This is a genomic window from Pseudomonas kulmbachensis (genome assembly GCF_963681935.1).
Taxonomy (GTDB): Bacteria; Pseudomonadota; Gammaproteobacteria; order Pseudomonadales; family Pseudomonadaceae; genus Aquipseudomonas; species Aquipseudomonas kulmbachensis.
The window spans coordinates 3109059-3133548 of sequence record NZ_OY817088.1 but is presented as its reverse complement, the minus strand read 5'-3'; the positions used below and the strand labels follow the sequence as shown (position 1 = coordinate 3133548).

20 protein-coding genes are annotated in these 24490 nt (G+C 57.0%); 14 read left to right on the top strand and 6 right to left on the bottom strand.

Going from position 1 to position 24490, the window contains the following annotated elements; genetic code table 11:
* Positions 1-20 precede the first annotated feature (20 nt).
* The 4 genes from U5A05_RS14270 to U5A05_RS14255 form a co-directional block, all read right to left on the bottom strand.
* On the bottom strand, positions 21-536 hold the full coding sequence (locus U5A05_RS14270; RefSeq protein WP_261738558.1) for a cytochrome b/b6 domain-containing protein: 516 nt from the start codon (positions 534-536) through the stop codon (positions 21-23).
* 62 nt (positions 537-598) lie between these two features.
* Positions 599-2086 (bottom strand): N-acetylglucosamine-binding protein GbpA, encoded by a 1488-nt coding sequence (gene gbpA, locus U5A05_RS14265; protein WP_321833524.1) that lies wholly within the window; start codon positions 2084-2086, stop codon positions 599-601.
* Between the two features lie 388 nt (positions 2087-2474).
* Positions 2475-6068 carry an ATP-binding protein gene (locus U5A05_RS14260; protein ID WP_261738556.1) on the bottom strand — a complete coding sequence of 1198 codons (3594 nt, stop codon included), beginning with the start codon at positions 6066-6068 and terminating at the stop codon, positions 2475-2477.
* A complete protein-coding gene (locus tag U5A05_RS14255) occupies positions 6065-6706 on the bottom strand; it encodes a response regulator (RefSeq protein WP_261738555.1) in 642 nt (213 codons plus the stop codon). The genes U5A05_RS14260 and U5A05_RS14255 overlap by 4 nt, the downstream gene beginning before the upstream one ends.
* Positions 6707-7110: 404 nt before the next feature.
* Here U5A05_RS14255 and pstS point away from each other — a divergent pair, with 404 nt between their 5' ends.
* The 8 genes from pstS (at position 7111) to U5A05_RS14215 (ending at position 14837) form a co-directional block, all read left to right on the top strand.
* Positions 7111-8142 (top strand): phosphate ABC transporter substrate-binding protein PstS, encoded by a 1032-nt coding sequence (pstS, locus tag U5A05_RS14250; RefSeq protein WP_321833521.1) that lies wholly within the window; start codon positions 7111-7113, stop codon positions 8140-8142.
* A gap of 75 nt (positions 8143-8217) precedes the next feature.
* On the top strand, positions 8218-9183 hold the full coding sequence (gene pstC / locus U5A05_RS14245) for a phosphate ABC transporter permease subunit PstC (RefSeq protein ID WP_261738553.1): 966 nt from the start codon (positions 8218-8220) through the stop codon (positions 9181-9183).
* The gene (gene pstA / locus U5A05_RS14240; RefSeq protein WP_261738552.1) at positions 9183-10076 is read left to right on the top strand and encodes a phosphate ABC transporter permease PstA; all 894 of its coding nucleotides are present in this window, start codon (positions 9183-9185) and stop codon (positions 10074-10076) included. The genes pstC and pstA overlap by 1 nt, the downstream gene beginning before the upstream one ends.
* 76 nt (positions 10077-10152) lie before the next feature.
* Positions 10153-10914 (top strand): phosphate ABC transporter ATP-binding protein PstB, encoded by a 762-nt coding sequence (gene pstB, locus U5A05_RS14235; RefSeq protein ID WP_261742447.1) that lies wholly within the window; start codon positions 10153-10155, stop codon positions 10912-10914.
* Positions 10915-11016: 102 nt separating this feature from the next.
* A complete protein-coding gene (locus tag U5A05_RS14230) occupies positions 11017-11718 on the top strand; it encodes a hypothetical protein (RefSeq protein ID WP_321833519.1) in 702 nt (233 codons plus the stop codon).
* Positions 11715-12350 carry a hypothetical protein gene (locus U5A05_RS14225; protein ID WP_321833518.1) on the top strand — a complete coding sequence of 212 codons (636 nt, stop codon included), beginning with the start codon at positions 11715-11717 and terminating at the stop codon, positions 12348-12350. The genes U5A05_RS14230 and U5A05_RS14225 overlap by 4 nt, the downstream gene beginning before the upstream one ends.
* 116 nt (positions 12351-12466) lie before the next feature.
* Positions 12467-13564, top strand: a complete 1098-nt coding sequence (locus tag U5A05_RS14220; RefSeq protein WP_321833516.1) for a carboxynorspermidine decarboxylase — start codon at positions 12467-12469, stop codon at positions 13562-13564.
* Between the two features lie 28 nt (positions 13565-13592).
* Positions 13593-14837: a saccharopine dehydrogenase family protein gene (locus U5A05_RS14215; RefSeq protein WP_261738548.1), complete on the top strand. Its 1245-nt coding sequence runs from the start codon at positions 13593-13595 to the stop codon at positions 14835-14837.
* Between the two features lie 122 nt (positions 14838-14959).
* Here the strand turns inward: U5A05_RS14215 and U5A05_RS14210 are convergent, their stop codons facing one another.
* On the bottom strand, positions 14960-15850 hold the full coding sequence (locus tag U5A05_RS14210) for a LysR family transcriptional regulator (RefSeq protein WP_261738547.1): 891 nt from the start codon (positions 15848-15850) through the stop codon (positions 14960-14962).
* A gap of 165 nt (positions 15851-16015) precedes the next feature.
* Here U5A05_RS14210 and U5A05_RS14205 point away from each other — a divergent pair, with 165 nt between their 5' ends.
* The 4 genes from U5A05_RS14205 to U5A05_RS14190 all read left to right on the top strand — a co-directional run bounded on the left by U5A05_RS14205 (position 16016) and on the right by U5A05_RS14190 (position 21259).
* Positions 16016-17098: a 4-oxalomesaconate tautomerase gene (locus U5A05_RS14205; RefSeq protein WP_321833513.1), complete on the top strand. Its 1083-nt coding sequence runs from the start codon at positions 16016-16018 to the stop codon at positions 17096-17098.
* Positions 17099-17143: 45 nt separating this feature from the next.
* A complete protein-coding gene (locus tag U5A05_RS14200) occupies positions 17144-18469 on the top strand; it encodes a dicarboxylate/amino acid:cation symporter (protein WP_261738545.1) in 1326 nt (441 codons plus the stop codon).
* Between the two features lie 140 nt (positions 18470-18609).
* A complete protein-coding gene (locus tag U5A05_RS14195; protein ID WP_261738544.1) occupies positions 18610-19914 on the top strand; it encodes a CitMHS family transporter in 1305 nt (434 codons plus the stop codon).
* A gap of 91 nt (positions 19915-20005) precedes the next feature.
* A complete protein-coding gene (locus U5A05_RS14190) occupies positions 20006-21259 on the top strand; it encodes an OprD family porin (RefSeq protein ID WP_321833510.1) in 1254 nt (417 codons plus the stop codon).
* A gap of 139 nt (positions 21260-21398) precedes the next feature.
* On the opposite strand, the gene U5A05_RS14185 is transcribed toward U5A05_RS14190, so the two are convergent.
* The gene (locus tag U5A05_RS14185) at positions 21399-22298 is read right to left on the bottom strand and encodes a LysR family transcriptional regulator (protein ID WP_321833508.1); all 900 of its coding nucleotides are present in this window, start codon (positions 22296-22298) and stop codon (positions 21399-21401) included.
* 130 nt (positions 22299-22428) lie between these two features.
* Between U5A05_RS14185 and U5A05_RS14180 the strand changes: the two genes are divergently transcribed.
* On the top strand, positions 22429-23256 hold the full coding sequence (locus U5A05_RS14180; protein ID WP_321833506.1) for an HTD2 family dehydratase: 828 nt from the start codon (positions 22429-22431) through the stop codon (positions 23254-23256).
* A gap of 47 nt (positions 23257-23303) precedes the next feature.
* Positions 23304-24467, top strand: a complete 1164-nt coding sequence (locus U5A05_RS14175) for an acyl-CoA dehydrogenase family protein (protein ID WP_321833504.1) — start codon at positions 23304-23306, stop codon at positions 24465-24467.
* Positions 24468-24490 lie beyond the last annotated feature (23 nt).

Below are 24490 nucleotides of genomic sequence, written 5' to 3'. Positions count from 1 at the left end.
CTTCAGCGTATTCAGGCTGATCAAGGCAGCATCCGCTGCAGTACACCGCAGCCCCGGCGCTGGTGCAGCACTACCGCGCCGATATGTCCGAGCACCAGCAGGGCCAGGACCACGCAGCAAGCACGGTGCACGTCGTTGAAAAAGTTCAGCAACAGTGTTGCTTCAAGCGGCTGGGGAATGGTCAGCACGCCAAAAAAATCAATGGGTCGATCCATCATCAGCACGCCGGTTACCAGCACCAGTGCGGTGACGATATACAGCGCCAGGTGACCGAGCCTGGCCAGCAGGTGGTTGCGGGCTCCGATAGCTGCGCACTCTTTGGGTGCGGGGTGGGCCACGGCGAAAAATACACGCACTGCAAACAGTGGCAGCAGCAGTGCAGTCAGCGAAACGTTGATAAAAGTAATGCTGGTTTCTATCGAAGGCGGAAAATGCAGCAACGAGTTGGCAAAACCGCTGATGGAGGCCCAGATAATGATCAGGGCAAAACACCAGTGCAGCAGCCTGCGTGGTGTGGAGTAATTAAGAGCAGACATTGGGTGTTCCTGAACAATAGAACGTGACGCCAGGCGTCACGCTCGTATTACGACCTTATGAGTTACTTGCGGATCCAGGCCTGGTCCCAGGCGCGACCAGCACCAGGCTCGTAGGCGTTGTTGGCTGGGGTGTAGATCTTGCACCAGCCGCTGTAGGGGTACGGTTTGCACTCGTAGGTGTTGCCGTCTTTGGCCAGTACTTTGGTACCAGCTTTGTAGGAGGCGAGGCCATCTGGGAAGACGAAGTCGTACTCACCGCCTGCCGCTGCATCCTTGAGTTTGAAGCTGTGGGTCTTTTGCAGCAGCTCGCCTTTTTCCGGCTTGGCCACGACCACCAGGTCGTAGTCACCGGCAGTGGCGTCCGTCACTGGCAGTGAGAAGTGCGGCGTGTTTTCCCCGGCATTGGCCTGTTTATGAGCGATGCTCTCACCCTTGGAATTGAACACAGTGGCGTCGATGGTGTACTTGCCGCCTTGTGCCACAGCGTTGAAGTGCAGGTTGGCAGTGCCGTTGTTCAGGGTGTAATCGGCAGCCAGTCCGCTCAGGGTCAGGGTACCCGGCATAGATGCTTGATCTTTCTGGATTTCTACCCGTACCACGTCGCTCTTGGCCATTTTGAAGATGCCGTTGAGGCCGTAGCTTGGCGTGATCTTGTCGTCAGCACCGACCTGACCCATCTGGTAGCCAGCACTGGCTTTGTTTACTTTCTCAGCCAGCAGGAATGGCCAGGTTTTGGCCTGGGCCTGTTCGGTGTTGCTGATTTCGAGCACGGTCTGGCGAGCATTCTGTTCACCGGTTGCGGTGAACACGCGGGTCATCACTTTATCGCCGATTTGCAATTGTTCAGGCTGTACCGCGCCTATCTGACTCCATTGGGACTCAGGGGCACCGTCGTTATCGATGTTGACGTCGATCGCTTGGTAGAAGGTGGCGTCAGTGTCGGCGATGCGCCAGGCAGCGAGGACGACGTGGTAACCAGTGTGATCGGCCGGAATGTTGACCTGGTGCTTGGTGGGTACGTCGGTGGACGGGATGTTGTTGTTACCATTTTCATGCAGCAACGGGATCAAGTCGAAAGAATCACGGGTCAGTGGCTGGTTCGGGTTCCAGTCTTTCTTGGTGATATAGAACTGGTAGTAGGCACTGGCATGGCCGGCAGCGTACTTCCAGCGGAACTCGTTCATGCCGGACTTGATGTTGGTTTTAGACCAGCGAGTGCTCGACTGCTCGTCAAGCTCATTGAACTTCTGCAGACCGCCGCTGGCGATGTGATCATCTGCCGGGCCGCATTTGGTGAAGTCGCCAGGGCAGTACGCACCGTTGTGATGCTGCTGGGAGGCAGGTACGTACTCAACGCTTTGTGGCTCGTAGGTAACGCTGCCGCAATTTGCGTTAAGCGCTCCGCCTACGGGGCTGCACATGAAAGGGCGGGACTTGGGGCTTTCAATATAACCGTGAGCGAATGCTTGCTGCGAAGCCAGAGTGGCCAGGCCAATCGCCATGGCCAGAGGTAGTTTGCGCAGCGCGCTTGCACGTTTGCTTTGAATCATTGTGAATCCTAGATAGTTTTTTTAATTGAGTGTGGCGCCAGCAAGATCGGGGGGGAGTGTTCATCCGGTCTTTGAAGACCCGTTCATGATGCCCGGGGTGGGGGTGTGCGAACATGGGACGAGTACGAGATACGCCCGCAGGGGAAGTGCCGGTTAGCGGAGTGTGTGATTGGAGGGCGCCGACCTGTGACCGTCCTCGCGGCGCACGCCAGTGCTCGGTTGAGCACCCTGCAGGTGCTGGCGAGGGGGAACGAAGATGTGTTGTGCAGCAGGTATAGGCCGCGCAAGTCAGCTCTTGGGCAAGATAGACGTTGAACCGCTGCCGTATGGAATCACGCCGATCGTAGACTGGACCGGCGGACTACAGCATCAGTTATGGCTGGGGCGGCTAACGGCCTGGACTGCGACGCTTGATATCGTCCAGCAGACCGTTCAACACTGACAATAAATGTACCTGCGCCACTGTCACGCTGACACTCTCGCCGATGGCCTGGCGTACGCCCTGGCAGGCCCGTAGCAATCCAAGCGCATCGATATTGCAGGCTAGGCCTTCAAGGCGGTGCATGAATTGCTCGATGGCTTCGTCGCTGCTGTTGGCCAAAGGCTGTTGCAGCCGTTGGCATTCTTCGGTGAGATTGCGGTGCAACTCCACCAGCAAGCGGGAGATCAGGCTCGGATCAGCTCCCGCCAGGTCTTCCAGATGGCTCAGGTCGAAGCCTTCGGTCGCGCAGTGCAGGCTTGGCGGGTCGTCGGTTTCGAAAGGTTGCGGTACTTGCCCAGCGAGTGCTTCGCGCAGGCGGGCCAAGGTCACGGGTTTGATCATCAAATCGTTCATGCCCGCGTCGCGACAGCGTTGGCTCTCCACCGTCAGGGCGCTGGCGGTGCAGCCAATGATAGGCCTTGGCGCCAAACCCAATGCCTGTTCGCGTTGACGAATGGCCTGAGCCAGTGTGTAACCGTCCATGCCGGGCATGTTGCAGTCGCTGATCAGCATGTCGAATGGTTCGCGCTCCCAGGCGTCCAACGCAGCCAGGCCGCTGCAGACGAAGGTGGCATGATGACCCAGGTTGCTCAGCTGTTGTTGTAACACCAGGCCGTTGGTCGATACGTCGTCCACGATCAGTACTTTGAGCGGTTGGCTTAAGGCTGGCACCACAGCGCGCTGCGGCTTGGTGTCCGGTGCCGTCTGCCAGGTCAGCGGTAGTTCGACACTGACCCGGCAGCCTTGGCCCGGCTGGCTATCGAGCCAAATTCGGCCGCCCATCAATTGCACCAGTTGGCTGCAGATATTTAGCCCCAGACCAGAGCCGCCATACAGGTGCGCGACTTCGGCGTGGGCTTGCATGTAGGGTTCGAAAATACGCGACTGGATGGCCTGGGGTATACCGATGCCGGTGTCACTGACCAGCAGGGTCAACAGGCTTTTGTTACCTCCCAGATCCAGTTCTTCAACACTGAGTCGAACCTGGCCACGAGCAGTGAACTTGAGTGCATTACCCAGCAGGTTTTGCAGCACCTGGCGCAAGCGCATAGGGTCCAGCAGGTGCTGTCTCTGGGGCGTCAGCCCAGTATCGTCGAGGCTCAGGGCCAGGGTTTTTTGCCCGGCCTGGGCGGCAAACAGATCAAGGCAGTCTTGCAGCAGCGCTGTCAGGGCCACCGGTTGAGGGGCCAGTTGCATTTGCCCGCTCTCGATCTTGTCGAGATCAAGGATGTTTCCGATCAGGTCGATCATCGAATTGGCCGACTGCTGGGCAATTCGCAAGTTTTCCGACGGTGCTCGCTCGTCCTGGCTTTCCAGTTCCAGCAGACCGACCAGCGCATTGAGCGGGGTGCGTAGTTCGTGGCTCATGGTGGCCAGGAAGTTGCTCTTGGCAGCACTGGCGTTGATGGCGGCCTGTTGCGCCTCGCGCAGTTTGAGTTCAAGGCCCTTGCGCTCGCTGATATCTATCCAGCCGCCGAGCAGGCCCTGCAGCCTGCCGCGCGCATTGTAGAACGGCACTAGCCAGTGGTAGATATGCCGCCGCTCGCCGTTGCTCTCGAGGCAGCCATCGAAGAATTGCGGTTGGCGGTTTTCCAGAAGTGCCCGGTATTGGTCTTCGAGGTTCAGTGCCAAATTGTGCGGGGCCATGCCCTGCTCCTGCGGGGTGGTGCCTTGCAGTTGCTCCAGGGAACTGCCGAAGAAACTCTCGTAAGCACGGTTGCAGGTGCTCAAACGCAACTCCAGATCACGCACGTAAAGCGGTGTCGGCAGGCCGTTGAGCAAAGAGAACTGGAAGGCCAACTGGTCGCTCAGTTGATGCTGGGCGGCACGCCGTTGTCGGACTTGCACCTTGAGCCGCCAGTTCCATAGCAGAGACAGCAGGATCACCACCAGCGCCAGTACCACGGCATGCCAGAAGCCTTCCGGCAGTTGCTCCCAGGGCGCTTTGTCGTTCTGGTGGTTGGTCAATAACTTGACTTTGCCGTTGAACTCACCGGCTACCGATCCGAGCAATTTATCAAGAATGCCGCGCAGCTCAGGGGCGCTTGGGCTGATCGCGAACACCTGGGGCAGGGACATGGCCTGGATGACTTGCCCGGGCCTGAGGTCGCGCCCGATCATCCAGGGTTGGCGTCCTCGAGTGCTCAATGCGGTATTCAGGGTGGCGTCGACCTTGCCACTTTCCACCAGCTCCAGGGTCTGTTCAGTGGTTTGAGTGCGCACCACTTCAATCTGTGGGTAGCGCGTTTTCAGCCAGTTATCCAGTGGGTGTTTGAGTGGCAAGGCAAGGCGCCGGCCGGCCATGGCTTCCAGGGAACTCGGTGAACTGGCGTCGCGGCGAATAACGAAAGTCCAGGCCAGGGCCCCAAAGGGCTCGCTGAACAGCAGGCTTTGTCGACGCTCTGCGGTGGCCGGCAGGCTGGTTGCAAACTGGGCGCGTCCGCTTTGCAGCAGTTGCTGGTCGGCGACTGGCGATTGGCTGTCGAGCACTTCCAACTGAAGCTGGTAGGCGTCGGCCAGGCCGCGCAGGATGTCCATGCCCAAGCCGCTCCACTGGCCCTGCGCGTTACGGTAGAAGTAGGACTGTTGTTCGCTGGCGATCAGGCTCAGGGTTGGATGCCGGTGCAGCCATTCGCGCTCTTTTGGGGTAAGGGCAAACGCGTCCGTCGGGGCGAATAGCCTGGTGGACTGGGTGCGTTGCTCGACGATCTCGCGATTGCGTGCTTCGGGGATGCTTTCCAGGGCAACGTTGATCAGGGTAATCAGATCGTGCGCGCTGTCCCGTGCGGCGAAAGAAAAACCCTCACTGTTCAGGTGGGCGGCGAACTTGTTCTGCAGTTGCATCTCGGGCAGGGCAAGCATATGAAAGTTGGCGCGTACCTTGTCGCCAATAAACGCGTCTGCCTCACCGTCCGCCAAGCGGCGCAGCCCCTCCGCGGCGCTGGGTACCGCGTTGATCCTTGCGCCCGGGTAAACATGGCGCACAGTGGACAGGTCCATATAGTCGGCGAGCAGCAGTACTCGTTTGCCCTGAAGGTCTGGGGGCAGGCTGTTGTCATCGTTGCGCCCGACGATGATCGGTGCATTGGCCAGGTACGGGTGGCTGAGTGTCAGCTTGGCATGTTGGCGCTCAAAGTCGGTGACACGCGTGAGCAGGTCAATATCTCCAGCGTTAAGCTTATCGATTGCCGCAGCAACACTGGGACAGGGCACTTCCTCGATTGTCAGGTCGAGAAAGTCGCCGATCAACCGCAGGTAATCCTCGGTGATGGCGCGCAAGGTTTGGTCGGCACCGATTTCATGCGCATGTTCGGGCGCAATAATACGTGCCACACGCAACGTCTTGCTCGGCAGTGCCTGACGCATAGCGTCGAGCTGCGCGAGGGTGATTGAGGGCGATTCGGAGTGGCTGGCGTGGGCAATGTTGGGCAGGGCACACAGGCCGAGCAGGCAAATGGTGATCAAAGACTGGAGGATACGAGGCAGGTGAACAGCCCTCACGTCAGTCCGTTCTCCTGGATATAGAGGTAGAGAGCGGCGTTAGTGTCTAGCCCCAGTTTGCGCATGGCACTGGTCTTCTGGTTGCTGATGGTTTGTTTGCTGCGATTCAGGTGCAGGGCAATCTCGCCGATTGTCATACCGCTGCCGTAAAGGCGTAACACTTCGACTTCGCGCGGCGAAAGTTGTTCGAGTTGCAGCAGCGGTTTACCGTGCTCGGCCACCCCCAGGTCCAGCAGTTTCTTGAACAGACCCGAGAGAAAGGGCTCTCGGGCACTGGCATTAATGGCTTTGGGTAAATCGTTGAGCAGCCCTCGCTTGCTTACGAGACCCTGGATTCCGAGTTTGAGCAACGAGCCAATCAGTGCCTGGTTGTTGAGCATTGTGACCACCACTATTGCCAGTTGCGGGTAGCGGCGGCGTAGTTGCTGGATTAGCCGCAGGCCGTCCGCCTGTTCACTGTCGGGCATCATCAGGTCGGTGATCAGCAAGTCGCAGGGTTGTCGTTCCAGTAGCTCCAGAAGCCCGCTGACGTCTTGCGCTTCACCCACGATTGAGATTTTCGGGTAACCGTTCAACAGGGCGCGCATTCCGATCAGTGTGATGGGGTGGTCATCGACAATCACGGTTCGGATTAGCATTGGATCGGGGTTAGCTTGATTCAGGGGAGGGGGTGCTTGCTGGCCGAACAATAGAGCTCCAATCACTGTTTATGAAACAGTGTGATGTTTTTTGAGGGGGATTGATGATGTCGGGAGCAGGAAGTGCATCTGAAAAGTCAACCGTCAAGCGCGCGATTTTAATACGTTCTTTCCATTTCTGGGCGGAATTTTATATTTTTACGATCAATGCCGGTTCCTGAACCGCCGCCCGAACCTTAAACCCTTCGATATGCTCGCCATCCTTGTGTACTAACGACGCACTATTACGACTGCCAGCAGCGGCGGGCAGGGTGGCAAAAGGACAGTTTGTCATCCGGCTTTCATAAAAACGTAACAATGCTGCTGCAAAGTTCGGGAGCCCGTAATCACAAGGAGTTCCTTTAATGAAAAGCTTGATGAAGTCTGCTGCACTCGCCGTTGCGGTTTCTCTTTGTGCCACCTCGGCATCCTTCGCCGCAGAGAGCGTACGCCTGACAGGTTCCGGTGCCAGTTTCCCGGCACCGATCTACCTCACATGGTTCAAGGATTTCAGCAAGAAAACCGCGGGTGTCACTGTGGATTACCAATCCAAGGGCAGCGGCGCGGGTGTACAGGACTTCCTGAATAGAACCGTCGATTTCGCCGCCAGTGACTCGGCCATGAAAGAGGAGGACATTGCCAAGGTCCCCGAGGGTGTGCAGTTGCTGCCGATGACCGCGGGTGAAATCGTTCTGGCCTATAACCTGCCGGGTAATCCCAAGGGCCTTAAACTGCCTCGTGACGTTTACTCCAACATCTTCCTGGGCAAGATCACGCGCTGGAACGATCCGCAGATCGTCGCTGCCAACCCCGAGCTGAAACTGCCCGACACGCCGATCACCGTTGTCGTGCGTGCAGACTCCAGCGGTACGACTGCGGTGTTCACCAAGCACCTGGCGGCCATCAACCCGGAGTTCAAGCAGGCGCTGGGTGAGGGCAATACCGTCAACTGGCCAGCCAGCGACAAATTCATCAAATCGCCCAAGAACGATGGTGTGACAGCTACCGTACGCCAGACCCCGGGCGCGATTGGTTACATCGAGTACGGCTTCGCCAAGCTGGCCAAGGTTGACTTCGCCCAGTTGCAGAACAAGGCCGGGCAGTACGTTGTACCGAACGCTGAGAGCGGTGCCGAGGCACTGGCTGCGGTGAAAATGCCGGAAAGCCTGGTGGCCTGGTTGCCGGACCCGGACGGCGCCAAGTCCTACCCGATCACTTCCTACACCTGGATGATCTTCCGCAAGGACAACGGCAACCCGGCCAAGGCCAAGGCCATGCGTGAAATGGTTGAGTACAGCCTGACTGAGGGGCAGAAAATCGCCGACTCGATGGGTTACATCCCGCTGCCGCAATCGGTTGTCGATCAGGTTCGCAAAGCGTCCGCCAACATCCAGTAAAGCTCGTGAGGCCTCTCTCGGTGTGCGCTGTCAGCCATGCCGGGAGAGTTTCCCCCTCTGTTCCGGACTTAGCCAATGAACAAACCTTTTGTGGTGCCGGTTAACCCGGACTCTGCCTGCCAACCACCTTCTGCGAAGGACTTTCTGGTTGATCGCACCTTTCGTGCTCTTGCGCGTATAGGGGTGGTCCTGGTGTTGGCCTTGGTATTTGCCCTGGTATTCGAAGTAGGGCGCAAGGCGCTTCCAGGCATGGAAAAACACGGTTTTGACGTGATTTTTGGCAGTGTCTGGGACGTTAACCAAGGAAAGTACGGCATTTTGCCGGCTATCTGGGGCACGCTTTACAGCGCCATGATTGCGTTGCTGATCGCAGGCGTTTTCGGCGTCAGCATGGCGATTTTCCTTACTCAGGATTTCCTGCCCGCCCAACTGGCAGCGGTGTTTCGCACCATTGTCGAACTACTCGCAGCCATCCCCAGTGTCGTCTATGGCCTGTGGGGGATCTACGTGGTAATTCCGGCAATTCGCCCGCTCGCGACCTGGTTGAATACGGAACTCGGCTGGATACCCTTTTTCGGCACGTCCTTGAGCGGGCCGGGGCTGTTACCGGCAGCACTGGTACTTGCCATCATGATTCTGCCGACCATTGCCGCCGTTTCGCAGGACGCCCTGACCGGCGTACCGATGAAAACCAAGCAGGCCGCCTATGGCATGGGAACCACCCATTGGGAAGCGATTCTCAAAGTGATGGTGCCGTCCGCCGCCACCGGCATCTTCGGTTCTTTGGTTCTGGGACTGGGCCGCGCGCTGGGCGAAACCATGGCCTTGGCCATGCTGGTCGGCAACGCGAACAATATTTCCCTTTCTCTGTTCGCACCGGCCAATACCCTGGCAGCCCTGTTGGCGCTGAACTTTCCCGAAGCAGGACCGAATGAGATCGAGGTGCTGATGTATGCCGCACTGGTACTCATGCTGATCACGCTGATCGTGAACGTCCTCGGCTCGATGATTATGGTTTATGCCCAGCGTGGTAATAAGTGATGACTGACTTAACGTCCCATATAACCGCCTTGCCAAGCCTGCAACGCAAATTTGAAGGCCGCGCTCTGCGCAGTCTGGTGTTGACCACACTGGTTTGGGTTGGCGCGCTGCTGGCCAGCGTACCGCTGATTTCCGTGCTCTACATGCTGATCATGCGTGGAGGGGCGCGCCTGAGCCTGGAAGTATTTACCGAGCTGCCTCCAACCGGTTTCGAGACCGGTGGCGGCTTCGGCAACGCGATGGCCGGCACCTTTGTCATGGTCGGTATCGCGGCTGCAATCGCGGTGCCGGTCGGCATCATGGCGGCCGTGTTCCTGGCCGAACTGGGACCGGACAGCAAGCTGGCGAACGCTGCGCGCTTTGCCGCCAAGATGCTCACGGGCCTGCCTTCCATTCTGGCCGGGGTTTTTGCCTACGCCCTGGTGGTGATGACCACCGGTACCTACTCGGCACCTGCAGGTGGCGTGGCACTGGCGGTACTGATGTTGCCCATCGTGGTGCTGACGGCTGAAGAGTCGATGAAGATGGTGCCCAAGATCATGAAGGATGCCGCTTATGGCATGGGCTGCACCCGCTCACAGGTGATCTGGAAAATCGTATTGCCTACCGGCCTGCCGGCGATCCTGACCGGTGTAATGCTGGCCGTAGCCCGCGCTGCGGGCGAGACCGCGCCGTTATTGTTTACCGCGTTGTTCAGCAACTACTGGATCTACCACGACGGCAGCCTGGCGGTCATGAACCCGACGGCCTCGCTTGCCGTACTGATTTACAACTTCTCCGGCATGCCTTTCGACAACCAGCTCGAGCTCGCATGGGCGGCCTCGCTGGTTCTGGTGATGATTGTGCTGGTCGTGAACGTTATCAGCCGTATTTTCGGCAAACCCAAGTATTGAGCACGGGAGCACCTGAATTTTGAACGTATCAACTGCGCAAAAAACCGCTCCGTTTGTCGCCCAAACGCCTGTGGTCATGGATTGCAAACTGGACAAGATTTTCTACGGCAACTTTATGGCTGTACGTGACAGCCATGTGCCAATCGAAAAAAACAAGATCACCGGCTTCATCGGCCCTTCCGGCTGTGGCAAAAGCACGGTGTTGCGCAGCCTTAACCGGATGAACGACCTGGTCAAAGGTTTTCGTTTTGAAGGGCATGTGCATTTCCTCGGCCAGGACGTCTATGGCAAGGGTGTTGATCCAGTGGTCGTGCGCCGCTATATCGGCATGGTGTTTCAACAGCCCAATCCGTTCTCGATGAGCATTTTCGACAACGTTGCATTTGGCCTGCGCCTCAACCGCTACAAGGGCGACCTGGGTGATCGCGTCAAGCACGCCTTGCAGGGCGCCGCGCTGTGGGATGAAGTCAAGGACAAGCTCAAGGTCAGCGGCCTGTCCCTGTCGGGCGGCCAGCAGCAACGACTGTGCATCGCTCGCGCGATTGCGACTGAACCCGAAGTACTGTTGCTTGATGAGCCGTGTTCGGCGCTCGACCCGATCGCTACCCGCCGAGTCGAGGAGTTGATGGTCGAGTTGAAGAAGGACTACACCATCGCGCTGGTCACCCACAATATGCAGCAGGCCATCCGTGTCGCTGACACCACGGCCTTTTTCTCGGTGGATATTTCCCAGGGATCGCGCACCGGTTATCTGGTTGAGATGGGGCCTACGACCCAGATATTCGACAACCCGCGTGAACAAATGACCGAGGATTACATCAGCGGCAAGTTCAGCTAGGCAACCCCTCCGTCCGGTCAAGGCCACAGGTCTGCAACAACCAACGGCCTTGACCGGTATCTGCTCGCTTTACTTACTTATCTACCGTTTGCGGGATTGCCAATGTCTGTAACTCATCGTCTTGATTTGCCAGCGATTGAACGCGCACTGCGTGAGGTGCAAAGCCGCTTTGCCGAGCTGAGCATGCACTTTACCGAGCAGCGTGATCCCTTGACTGATGAAGTTCTGCACAATGTGCTTGAGGGCTATGCGCTGATTGACGACTACGTTGCACGTGGTGTCGACCTGTTTGATCTTCAGCAACTGAACCTGATGCTGGAAATCAACGCCACCGTTCTTTGTGGCCGAGACCCGGCACGCCGACTGGAGTACGCCCAGCACCTGGCTGCGACCGAGGAGCACTTCTTCAATAACGTTGAGGGTGGGATCAAGGACTTATACAATTGGTACTGCTCGTATCGCAGCGAGTCAGTCTGGAAGCGGGCGGCGGGTGTTTATGTGCGCATCCTCAGCAAGCCGCAACTGTTTATAGAAGGCAATAACCGCAGCGGGTCGCTGATCGTCAGCTACTTGCTGATGCGCGCCGGGCTGCCACCGTTCGTGCTGACACTGGACAACGCCGAGGGCTATTTCAACCCGTCATCGGTTATTCGCAACTCAGCTAAACATGGTGTCAAGGCATTGTACGAACTGCCCAAGATCAAGAAAAAATATGCAGCATTCCTGGAAGAACAGGCACCAGACCCAATGAAGTTTTTTCTCAGTGACAAGCCCATGTCCACCTGTAAGGGCAGGCATCGATGAGCCGCTATCCAATTCTCGATACCTGCCGAGCTTCCGTTGGTCGGGCATGGCAGGCAATCGGCTGTGTTTTTGCGAGGCAACTGTTCGGTCGGCCGCGCATACGGATTTCGTTTGATATCGATGACACGCTGGCCTGCCAGCTCCACCATTGCGCCGTCGAGCGAAGCCGGCTGCCAGCCTGTGTTCATCGTTGGCTGGGTGAGCCGTTGCGGATCGGAACCCGCTCCCTGATCCGGGAGTTACGTCGCCAGGACTGCAGTATTTGGGTGTACACCTCGTCGGGTCGCACTCCGGCCTACATCCGGCGTTGGCTATTGCTGTACGGTATCCGCGTCGACGGAGTGGTCAACAGCGTGCTGCATAACCGTGCTCTGACAGTGCATGGGCTTTCGAACTCGCCATCGAAATTTCCACCGGCATTCGATATCGACTTGCATGTCGATGATTCCGAAGGTGTGCAGATAGAAGGCAAGGATCACGGCTTTCGGGTCGTTGTAGTACGTCCGGATGATGAGAACTGGGCGCAGAAAGTCCTCGATGCAGTCACTGCAGTCCAGGCCCAGCTCGCCTGGCAGCAACCACACCGGTACAAGGAGCCGGTGCGCAAACGCACTGAAGCTTTTTCCTCCTGAGGCATCAACACTAATCATCGACTGCTGGCATGCCGCACTTTCTGCTCTTTCGATCTGCAGTGAGTGCGGGCACAATACGCATCCTTTTTTTGGCTAGCCTTGCCCGAGGCCTCGAAATGATCAAAACGCCATACTACCTAATCGATAAAACAAAGCTGCTGGCGAACATGCAGAAGATCGCTTACGTGCGCGAACAGTCCGGGGCCAAGGCCCTGCTGGCACTCAAGTGCTTCGCCACCTGGTCGGTGTTCGACCTGATGCAGGAATACATGGACGGCACCACATCGTCGTCGCTCTATGAGCTCAAGCTCGGTCGACAGAAGTTCGTTGGCGAGACTCACGCCTATAGCGTCGCTTGGGCCGACGATGAGATCGAGGAGATGCTCGCCAACTGCGACAAAATCATCTTCAACTCCATCAGCCAGTTGCAGCGCTTTACCGAACGCTCCGAAGGCAAGCCTCGTGGCCTGCGCGTCAACCCGCAGGTGAGCAGCTCTGACTACCTGCTGGCCGATCCGGCGCGTCCGTTCAGCCGCTTGGGCGAATGGGATCCGGTGAAAATCGAAGGCGTCATTGATCAGATCTCGGGCTTCATGTTCCACAACAACTGCGAGAACGGCGACTTCAGCCTGTTCGACAAGATGCTGTGTACCATCGAAGAGCGCTTCGGCGAGTTGCTGCACAAGGTCTCGTGGGTCAGCCTCGGTGGCGGCATTCACTTCACCGGTGAAGATTATGCGCTGGACGAGTTCTGCGCACGCTTGAAGGCTTTTTCGCAAAAGTACGGCGTGCAGGTCTACCTGGAACCCGGCGAAGCGGCGATCACCAACAGTGCCTCGCTGGAAGTCAGCGTGCTCGACACCCTCTACAACGGCAAGAACCTCGCCGTGGTAGACAGCTCCATCGAAGCTCACCTGCTGGATCTGCTGATCTATCGCTTGAACGCCAAGCTGGCGCCGAGTGAAGGCGAGCATACCTACATGGTGTGCGGCAAATCCTGCCTGGCCGGTGATATTTTCGGGGAGTACCAATTTGATCGTCCGTTGGCCATCGGCGATCGGCTGTCGTTTATCGACACCGCGGGCTACACCATGGTCAAGAAAAATTGGTTCAACGGTCTGAAAATGCCGTCCATCGTAGTGAAACAACTCGACGGTACAGTCGAAGTGGTTCGTGAATTTGGTTACGACGACTACCTGTCCAGCCTTTCTTAAGCTGGCGGATATAGGAGAGACAAAGCAATTGAAAAAGAACGTTCTTATCATTGGTGCAGGAGGTGTCGCCAAGGTGGTGGCCCACAAGTGCGCGCAGCACAACGACGAACTCGGTCGTATTGCTATCGCGTCGCGCAACATCTCCAAATGTCAGGCCATCATTGATAGCGTCAAGGCCAAGGGCAGCCTCAAAGTGCCCGCCGATATCCAGGCTTTCTCGCTCAATGCCCTGGATGTAGAAGCGACCAAAGCGTTGATCCGCGAGACCGAATCGCAGATCGTCATCAACGTCGGTTCCGCTTTCCTCAACATGTCGGTACTGCGCGCCTGTATTGATACCGGCGTGGCTTACCTCGACACCGCCATTCATGAAGAGCCGGGCAAGGTCTGCGAGACCCCGCCTTGGTACGGCAACTATGAATGGAACCACCTGGAAGAGTGCAAACAGAAGAACATTACCGCCATCCTTGGCGTGGGCTTCGACCCGGGTGTCGTCAACGCGTATGCAGCGCTGGCGCAGCAACAGCATTTCGACCACATTGATTCGATCGACATTCTCGACGTCAATGCGGGCTCGCATGGCAAATACTTTGCTACCAATTTCGACCCGGAAATCAACTTCCGTGAATTCACCGGACAGGTATGGAGCTGGCAGAACAGCCAGTGGACCAGCAACGCCATGTTCGAAGTCAAGCGCACCGATGATCTGCCGGTGGTCGGTTCGCAGAACCTGTACCTGACGGGTCACGATGAAGTGCACTCACTGTCGAAAAACCTCGACGTGCCCAATGTGCGTTTCTGGATGAGCTTTGGCGAACACTACATCAACGTGTTCACCGTACTGAACAACCTTGGCCTGCTCTCGGAAAAACCGGTTACCACGGCTGAAGGCCTGGAAGTCGTGCCGCTCAAAGTGGTCAAGGCCGTACTGCCTGACCCGAGTTCGCTGGCACCCGGCTATACCGGCAAGACGTGCATCGGTGACCTGGTCAAAGGCACCAAGGATGGCAAGCCCCGGGAGATGTTCATCTACAACGTGGCTTGCCACGAAGAGGCCTTTGCCGAGACGGAAAGCCAGGGCATCTCCTACACCGCCGGCGTTCCTCCAGTGGCTGCGGCCCTGTTGGTGGCCCGTGGCGAGTGGGACGTGCAACGTATGGCCAACGTCGAAGAACTGCCAGCAGAGCCGTTCCTCAAGGCGCTGGATGTGATGGGGCTGCCGACCCGCATCAAGGACGAGAATGGAGATCGTCCCTGGAACAGCAACGTCTGAGACACCTGAAACGAAGGTGAATCGCGCTTCCCGTTCCCTATGCAAAAACGCCGCTCTTTGAGCGGCGTTTTGCTTTGTGCGTTGGAGGTGTCTGTGAAACCAGGGCCACTCAAACAGTTGCGTTATTGCTCCCACTGCTCGAGCAATATTGATACGAATTTTTCCGCTGCCGGAGATAGTGAGGCGCCTCGACGGTAAACCAGCCCCAGCGATCGGTTTACGATGGGATCTATCAAAGGCACGCTCACCAGTGTTGGATGATCCACGGCAGGCATGGCCAAACTCGGCATTGCCGATACACCCAATCCGGCTTCTACCAGGCCAAGCGAAGTTGACAGGTGTTGCACCTCGTAGAACCACTGCGGGCGCCAGCTCAGGCCCGACAAGGCGTGGTCAAGCAACATCCGGTTGCCGCTCAGTCGACCGACCCCGATAAGGCGGTAATTGCTGAGTTCAGCCCAGGACACCGAGCTACGTTCTGCCAACTCATGATCGCGTCGACAGGCTAGAACAAAAGGTTCGTTGACCAAAGGCACAAACTCTATGTCGGGGTGCTGGCCGCTCATCATGTTGATGCCAAAGTCGGCTTCGCCGCGCAGCACAGCCTCCAGTCCTTCGTTTGCACTGAGATCAAGAAGGCGGATGCGGATTTGCGGGTAGCGCTCGTTGTAGAGGCGAATCACCGAAGGCAGGAAGTAGAAGGCTGCGGTGGGGATACAGGCGAGGGTGACACGGCCACTTTGGCGCTCGGCCAGCTCTCGGATGTTAAGTATCGAATCGTCGAAGTCATCCAGCAAGCGGCGAGCCTTTGGTAGAAAGTCCCGTCCAACACTTGTAAGACTTACTCTTCTTGTCGTGCGATCAAGAAGCGCTGTGCCCAGTCCATCTTCGAGCTTTTTCATCCTGCGGCTTAATGCCGGTTGGGATAGATGCAACGCATCAGCTGCTTCGTGAAAGCTGCCAAGTTCTGCGATTTTCACGAAAGATCGGATGTCATTGAGCTCATAGTTCATGTCTGTATCTCAGCCGAAGAGAAGAATGCAGCTAAATCATCCTAAATTTATCATTCGTCAAACGCAATAATCCGGCTGATATTTGCATTGGAAACAATTCTGGAAGCCTGCGACTCTTGCTTTCAAGACATCAATCACCCCGATTGATCAACAAGAGTCGATGTCATGCAACGAATTCCCTGTGTGCTAATGCGCGGTGGTACCTCCAAGGGGCCGGTATTTCTCGCCTGGGATCTTCCTGCTGCGATCCAGGAGCGGGACGAGTTATTGCTCAACCTGATGGGCTCTGGCCATGAACTGGAAATTGATGGTATCGGTGGGGGGAGCCCACAAACCAGCAAAGTGGCAATCGTAAGTCCGTCGCTGCACGCTGATGCGGATGTCGACTATCTGTTCGTTCAGGTCATGGTCTCTCAGCGTCGGGTCGATACCGCACCCAATTGCGGCAACATGTTGTGTGCCGTCGGCCCGTTTGCCATCGAGCAGGGGCTGGTAAAAGCCGCCAAAGACCTGACTTGTGTGCGTATTCGCAATCTCAACACCGGGACATTTGTGAACGCGCAAGTACAGACCCCTGACGGAAAGGTCAGCTATGAAGGCAACACTGCCATCGACGGTGTGCCGGGTACCGCCGCTCCCGTGCAACTGACTTTCCTTGATGCTGCGGGTAGCAAGACCGGCAAACTTTTCCCGACCGGGCAACCCCTGGATTTGATTGACGGTGTTGCGCTGACTTGCATCGACATGGCGATGCCTATGGTGATCATTGAAGCTGGTCAGTTGGGTAAGCGCGGAGATGAAAGTCCTGCTGAATTAGATGCCGACGTCGAGTTCCTTCGTCGCCTGGAATCCCTGCGCCTGAAAGCCGGTCTGGCAATGGGCCTGGGTGATGTCAGTGACAAAGTGATTCCCAAGCCAGTGCTGGTGTCACCGGCCAAGGCTGGCGGCACTATTCAAGTGCGCTACTTCATGCCTCACAACTGTCATCGCGCGCTGGCGATCACCGGTGCCATTGGCCTGGCTACTGCTTGTGTCACCGAAGGCAGTGTGATCGCGCAACTGCTCGGCAACGTCAGCGAGCCGCGCTTGAAGCACGTGCGTATCGAACATCCAAGTGGGGGGATAGACGTTGTATTGTCTTACACCGGTGCTCAGGGCGAGACAATTCGTGCCTCGGTAGTGCGAACATCGCGCAGGCTGTTCTCCGGTTTTGTTTACGCCACGGCTTCCCAACGACTCGCCGGGTAATTTCCTCCAGGTCATTGCCGCTTTTGCATCAGCACAATTCTAAAAATGGGTGATGCCATGAAAGTTGTAAAATCGCTCTACTTCCAGATTCTTTGCGCCGTAGTATTGGGCGTGCTGTTTGGACACTTTTGGTCGCAACAAGCCATTGCCTTGAAACCGCTTGGTGATGCGTTCATCAAGCTGATCAAGATGATGATCGCACCAGTGGTGTTCTGCACGATCGTTACCGGTATCGCCGGAATGAGCGACAAGCGCTCGCTAGGGCGTTTGTTAAGCAAGACCATGCTGCTGTTCCTGGCGCTGACCGTGATTAGCCTGATCATCGGCTTGGTGTCGGTCTACCTGTTCAAACCCGGTGTCGGGATGAATATTGACCCGACCCAGCTAAGTACCAAGGGGTTGTCGCAGTACACCGATTCGGCTGCGAAGCTGGGAGTGGTCGAGTTCTTCATGCACATCATTCCTGACACCTTCATGGGTGCTTTCAATAAAGGTGAAGTGCTTCCTGTGTTGTTCATTGCAGTACTTTGCGGTTTTGCGCTTTCGGCCATAGGTGAGCGGGGCAAGCCGGTACTGGATGTATTGGAATCTGCATCACACATGGTGTTCAAGATTTTCTCCTATCTGATGCGCTTTGCTCCGATTGGTGCGTTTGGGGCTTTGGCATTCACCGTAGGCCAGTACGGTATTACATCGCTGGGCTCGTTGGCCAAGCTGATCATGACCTTGTACATCGCCTGTGCCTTCTTCGTCTTTGTAGTGTTGGGGAGTATTTGCCGGGCTAACGGCTTCAGTCTCTGGAAGCTGCTGCGCTATTTTCGGGAAGAATTTTTGGTGGTGCTCGGGACTTCTTCCACCGAGCCGGTAATGCCGCGGATGTTGGAAAAACTCGAGGCCCTGGGATGCAAAAAAGGTGTGGTGGGGTTGGTGTTACCAACGGGTTACTCGTTTAACCTCGACGGCACGGCAATCTACCTGTCGCTGGCAGCGGTCTTCATCGCCCAGGCTTGTAATATCGACCTGAGCTTGACGCAAACCGTGACCATGCTGGCAGTCATGCTGTTGTCCTCCAAAGGGGCCGCAGGCGTCACCGGGGCCGGCTTTGTCGCGCTGGCCTCGACCCTTACCGTAATCCATGACATTCCTCTGGCTGGCCTTGCTCTGTTGATTGGTATCGACCGTTTCATGTCGGAAGCCAGGGCGTTGACCAGCCTGGCAAGCAACGCCGTGGCTACCGTGGTCATGTCCATCTCGGAAAATGCCTGCGATCGCGAAACCCTGATGCGGACATTGGACGGCAAGCCATTGCTCGATGCGGCCCAATCTCGGAACGAGCCTTGGGATGGCCCTAAGGTCGTTGAGCGCGTCTGACCCGTCACTGCAGTTTCATAATCCAATAAATATCTCGTAAGTCCTCCCGCCAGACACCGTTGGTTCGTGTCGTCCGGCGGGATTGGGGTCGTGCGCCTTTGCGTCGGCCGCGCTATTCATAAAAACAAGAGAATTGACCTATGCTCGCATTTCTTGGTTTGGCCATGGTGGTCGTCTTCACCTTTCTAATTATGACCAAACGGCTCTCACCGATTGTCGCGCTTGTTGTAGTGCCGATCGTCTTTGCTGTCATTGGTGGCTTTGGCGGCACCACTGGCAAGATGATGCTCGATGGCCTGAAAATGGTCGCCCCTTCGGCTGCGCTTCTGCTGTTCGCCATTTTGTTCTTCGGCCTGATGATTGATGCAGGGTTGTTCGACCCGCTGATTCGAAAAATCCTCAAGCGCGTGAATGGCGATCCGATGAAAATCGCTATTGGTACTGCTCTGTTGTCATTGGTGGTCGCACTCGACGGCGACGGTACAACCACTTACATGATTACCTGTGCGGCGATGTTGCCGTTGTACAAACGGATCGGCATGAACCCCATGATCCTGGCAACCATCGCCATGCTGTCCTTGAGCATCATGAGTGGCATGACGCCCTGGGGCGGGCCTGCAACCAGAGCAATCGCGGTCCTGGGCCTGGATGCCGGTGAATACTTCGTCCCGCTGCTGCCGACGATGATTGGTGGTGCACTGTGGGTAGTGTTTACGGCTTTTATGCTGGGCCGTGGCGAGCGCAAACGCATTGGTAATGTCCAATTGCAAAGCGGTGGGGGCAATTGCTACATCAAGGCGATTCTTGAAGATACGCCGCATAAACGTCCCAAGCTGGCCTACATCAACCTGCTGCTGGTGATCGCGGTGATGGTGGCTTTGGTAATGGGGATCATGCATTCGGCGATCCTGTTCCTGATCGGCTTTGTCCTGGCACTGATGATCAACTACCCGCAACTGGATATTCAGAAAGAGCGCATCCTCGCTCATTCCGGCAATGCGATGACGGTGGTGCTACTGGTGTTTGCCGCCGGTATCTTTGCCGGGATCTTCTCGGGCACCAAGATGGTCGACTCTCTGGCGCAAACTATGGTGGACTGGATTCCACCGTCATGGGGGCATCTGTTCCCGCTGGTGGTGGCGATAACCAGCATGCCGCTGACTTTTATCCTTTCCAACGATGCTTACTACTTTGGGGTGGTGCCGATCCTGGCCAACGCCGCGGCGGCCTATGGCATCGACCCGGTTGAAATCGCCCGGGCCTCGATACTCGGGCAGCCAGTGCACTTGATGAGCCCGCTGGTGGCTTCAACCCTGTTGCTGGTGGGGATGGTTGACCGTGACATCGGCGACTTCCAGAAGGCTACCGTTAAATGGGCGGTGTTGACGTCCCTGGTGATTACCGCTCTGGCCTTGCTGACCGGGGCGATAAGCCTGTTCTCCTGAGTTACCCGACTCGCCTCGATAGTGCCGGATGCCTCACGTGTGGGGCGTGCGCTGAGTTGCACCCTGAATAACAATAAAAGAGTGGTTTCATATGAGCATTTCATTTACCCGTTGGGTTTCTTTTCCTCTTGTTGCCATGCTGCCATTGGCCAGTGCAAGTGCAGAAGGGTTTATTGAAGACAGTAAGCTCAAGTTGCAGCTACGCAATGTTTACTTCAATGAAAACTTTCGTGATGAACATGGCTTGAGCGCTCGAGCGGCAAGAATCGCGAAGAGTGAGAGGACGGAATGGGCCCAAGGCTTTCTGCTGGATTACCAGTCGGGATTTACCCCTGGCACCCTCGGTTTGGGTGTTGATGCGCTGGGCCTGTTCGGGGTCAAGCTCGACTCTGGCCGTGGTCGTAGCGGTACTGGCTTGATGCCTGTCCATGATGATGGACGTGCGGCAGACGAGTTCGCAAGTCTCGGGGTGACCGCTAAAGCCCGGCTGGCTAAAACCACGTTGAAATACGGCACTTTGCTCCCCAAGACGCCGGTACTGATTTACAACGATGCACGCCTCTTGCCCCAAACGTATCAAGGCACCCAGATCAGCAGCATAGATATCGAGAACCTCACTCTGACCGGGGGCTACCTGGACCGATTCAAACTGCGAGACTCCACCGACAGTATGCCGATTGTGCCCGATGGCTATGGCGGAGATAAATCAGGGGACTTCAGCTATGCCGGTGCCGAGTACATGCTGAGGAAAAACGTACGCTTGAGTTACTTCTACGGCGAACTGGAAAATTTTTACCGTCAGAATTTCGCCGGTATCCAGCACGATCTTCCCTTGGGCACTGGCGTGCTGACCAGTGACCTACGCTATTTCAACAGTGTCGATAGCGGATCGGCTTACGGCGGCAAAATCGATAACAACATGCTGAGTGGGCAACTGTCTTACGCCATCTCCGGGCATACCTTCGGTGGTGGTTACCAGACCCTCAGCGGCGACGCAGGGTTGCCCTACATCAGCGGTGCAACCGTTTACTCGTTCAGCAACGCCGGCATAGGCAAGTTCATCGAGGAGGACGAGAAGACATGGATGCTGAACTACGGCTACAACTTTGCCGCCCTCGGAGTGCCTGGTCTGGCCTTTACCACTCGCTATCTGAGCGGTAACGACGGTAAGTCCAACACCACGGTCAAGGAGTGGGAACGTGATGCCGAACTTGCTTATGTCGTGCAACAAGGCACCCTCAAAGGCTTGGGCGTGCGGTTGCGTAATTACGTTTATCGCTCTGATTATTCACGTGGGCGAGACAGCAACCGAATCTACTTTACCTACGACATCGCTCTCTGGTGATCTGCTGAACGTGGCCTTATCTTGAACGGAGGCCAGAATACGCTTCTGGCCTGAGCGCGCCCCGGTAGGGGCGATTCAGCGTTCAATGGGGTGGACGTTGTTGCGGCGACCCTGCTCGAACCACCGGGTTCGACCGTGTTTATTCAACGCTCTTGTTATGCGCCAACAACAAATTGATCAAGACCCTGATCACATTGGGCAGCGCTTGCAGGTCGCGGACCAGAATACTTCGCTCACGAACCCGCCAGGGTTCGTCCAGCTCGATGACTGACAAGCCCATAGTCTGCTGATGACGACGGGCTGATGACTCCGGCAGGATGGCGATACCCACTCCCGCTTCGACCATCCTGCACATCGCTTCGAAACTGTAGACCTTGATGCGCATGTTCAATGTCTTGCCGTGCAGGGCGACTTGCTCATTCAAAAAGCGCAATAGGGTAGTGCCTTCGTGCAGGCCGATGTGCGGATAGGCCAGAGTCTCGGCCAGTTTGATCGACTTGCGTTGGGCCAGCGGGTGGCCGAGAGGGGTGACCAGAATCAACTGGTCAGTGCTGAAGTGGATGACCTGCAAACTGTCGGCCTCGACCGGGCCTGCAATGATGCCCATATCTGTTGAGCCATCCATCACTCCGCGAACAATGTCACGGCTCAGTCGCTCTTGCAGATCAACCGTCACTCCCGGTCGTTCGGCGAGAAAACCGGCAAGGATTTCGGGCAGGAATTCGGTGGCGGCCGTGGTGTTGGCAAAGATCTTGATATGCCCCGAAGACTCGGTTCCGTACTCGGTGAACTCGCTTTTCATGTAGTCCACCTGGCGCATGATCACGCGCGCATGGTGCAAAAACAGCTCGCCTGCCGGGGTTAGCTCGACGCCACGGCTGTCACGGTACAACAAGCGGCTGGAGAGGTTCTCTTCCAGGCTTTTGATCCGGGCACTGGCCGCTGCCGGGGAGATAAATGCCTTGCGCGCGCCCTGGGTCATGCTGGGGGATTCGGCGATATGAATGAACAGGCGCAGGTCGACCAGATCAAAATGCATGACTGCTTTCCGCTATGGATTGGTTCTGGCGTTAAGTAAAACCGAACGCCCCCTTACCGAAACGCAGATTCACAGATCGCCTAGCTTTTGGCAATCATGGCCAAAATAACAAGCCACGGGGAAACCACCGATGAGCGATAACGCACTGTCCGCCTGGATCGGTCGAACTGAAGAAACCCAGGATCACCTGAGCCTGAACCTGATCACCCGGATTGCCGCCACTCTCGGTGAGCCGGTGCCGCAGGCCGGGGAAGACCTGCCAGCGTTGTGGCAGTGGTGTTTCTTCCAGTCAGCGATGGAGGAAGGCGCTCTGGGCGGCGATGGGCATCCGGCCCGTGGGGGCTTTCTGCCACCCGCCGATAACCGCAACCGCATGTGGGCGGGTGGCCGTTTGGAGTTCCATACACCGCTCAAGGTGGATGCTCACGCGACACGTATTTCCACCATCATCGATGTTCAGCAAAAGCACGGAAGGACCGGTTCGCTGTTGTTTGTCACGCTCCAGCATGACTATCTGCAGGATGGGCAACTGGCAATTCGCGAAGAGCAGGACATCGTCTATCGCGAGCCGACACCGCCTAGGCTCGTGGGCAGTGAGCCATTGCCCACGGGCGCCTGGCAGGAGTCCGTCACGCCCAGCACCACCTTGCTGTTCCGCTATTCGGCAGTGACCTTCAATGGTCACCGTATTCACTACGACTGGCCCTATGCGACTGCAACCGAGGGTTATCCGGGGCTGGTGGTGCATGGGCCGTTGATGGCCACGCTGAGTCTGCGCGCCTTCTGCCGCGCCAATCCCCAGGCTCGTGTGCGTGGCTTCGCGTATCGCGGCATACGCCCGCTGATGGCGCCCCATCCCTTTGTGCTGAGGGGGCGCATCGTCGCTGAGGGTAAGGCCGAGCTATGGGTGGGCAATACAGACGGTGTGGCCCAGCAGGGCGAAGTGACATTCGACTGACGATTACCCGGCGGCATTCAGTTCGATAACTACAACAAGGATCTGCAATGAATCCGTATCTGAACGAAGACTACAACGCCATCCGCGAGGGCGTGCGAGCCCTGTGTGCCGAGTTCCCGGCGCAGTACTGGCGCGAGATCGACGAGCAAAAGGGCTTCCCCGAGGCCTTTGTCACGGCGATGACCCAAGCCGGCTGGTTGTCGGCAATGATTCCGGAGCAGTACGGCGGCTCGGGCCTGGGGCTGGCCGAAGCCTCGGTGATTCTGGAAGAGGTGAACCACTGCGGCGGCAACTCCGGCACCGTGCATGGTCAGATGTACAACATGTTCACCTTGTTGCGGCACGGCAGTGAGGCGCAGAAGAGCTACTACCTGCCCAGGCTGGCCAGCGGCGAGTTGCGCCTGCAGTCCATGGCCGTGACCGAACCGACTACCGGCACCGACACCACCAAAATCAAGACCACCGCCGTGCGCCAGGGCGACAAGTACGTGATCAATGGGCAGAAAGTCTGGATCTCGCGGGTTCAGCACTCGGACCTGATGATCCTGCTGGCCCGCACAACGCCGCTGGCGGAGGTCGAGAAAAAAGTCGACGGCATGTCGATCTTTCTGGTCGATCTGCGCGAAGCCATCGGCAACGGCCTGACCGTGCAGCCGATTGCCAACATGGTTAATCACGAGACCAACGAACTGTTCTTCGACAACCTTGAAATCCCGGTCAGCAGCTTGATCGGGCAGGAAGGCAAGGGCTTTCGCTACATTCTCGACGGGCTCAATGCCGAACGTACGCTGATCGCTGCCGAGTGCATTGGTGATGGTCGCTGGTTCAATGAAAAGTCCGCGCAGTACGCCCGTGACCGCGTGGTGTTCGGTCGTCCGATCGGGCAAAACCAGGGTGTTCAGTTCCCGATTGCCGAAGCCCATATCGAGCTTGAAGCCGCCGACCTGATGCGCTGGCGCGCCTGCGAGGAATACGACAGCGGGCGCAAGGCCGGTGCGGCGGCCAACATGGCCAAGTACCTGGCGGCCAAGGCCAGCTGGGAAGCGGCCAATGCCTGCCTGCAGACCCACGGTGGTTTTGGCTTCGCCAATGAATACGACGTCGAGCGCAAGTTCCGCGAAACGCGTCTGTACCAGGTAGCGCCCATTTCCACCAACCTGATCCTGTCTTACGTGGCCGAGCACCTGCTCGAGTTGCCGCGTTCTTTCTAAGCAAGTTCTACAAATAGACATTG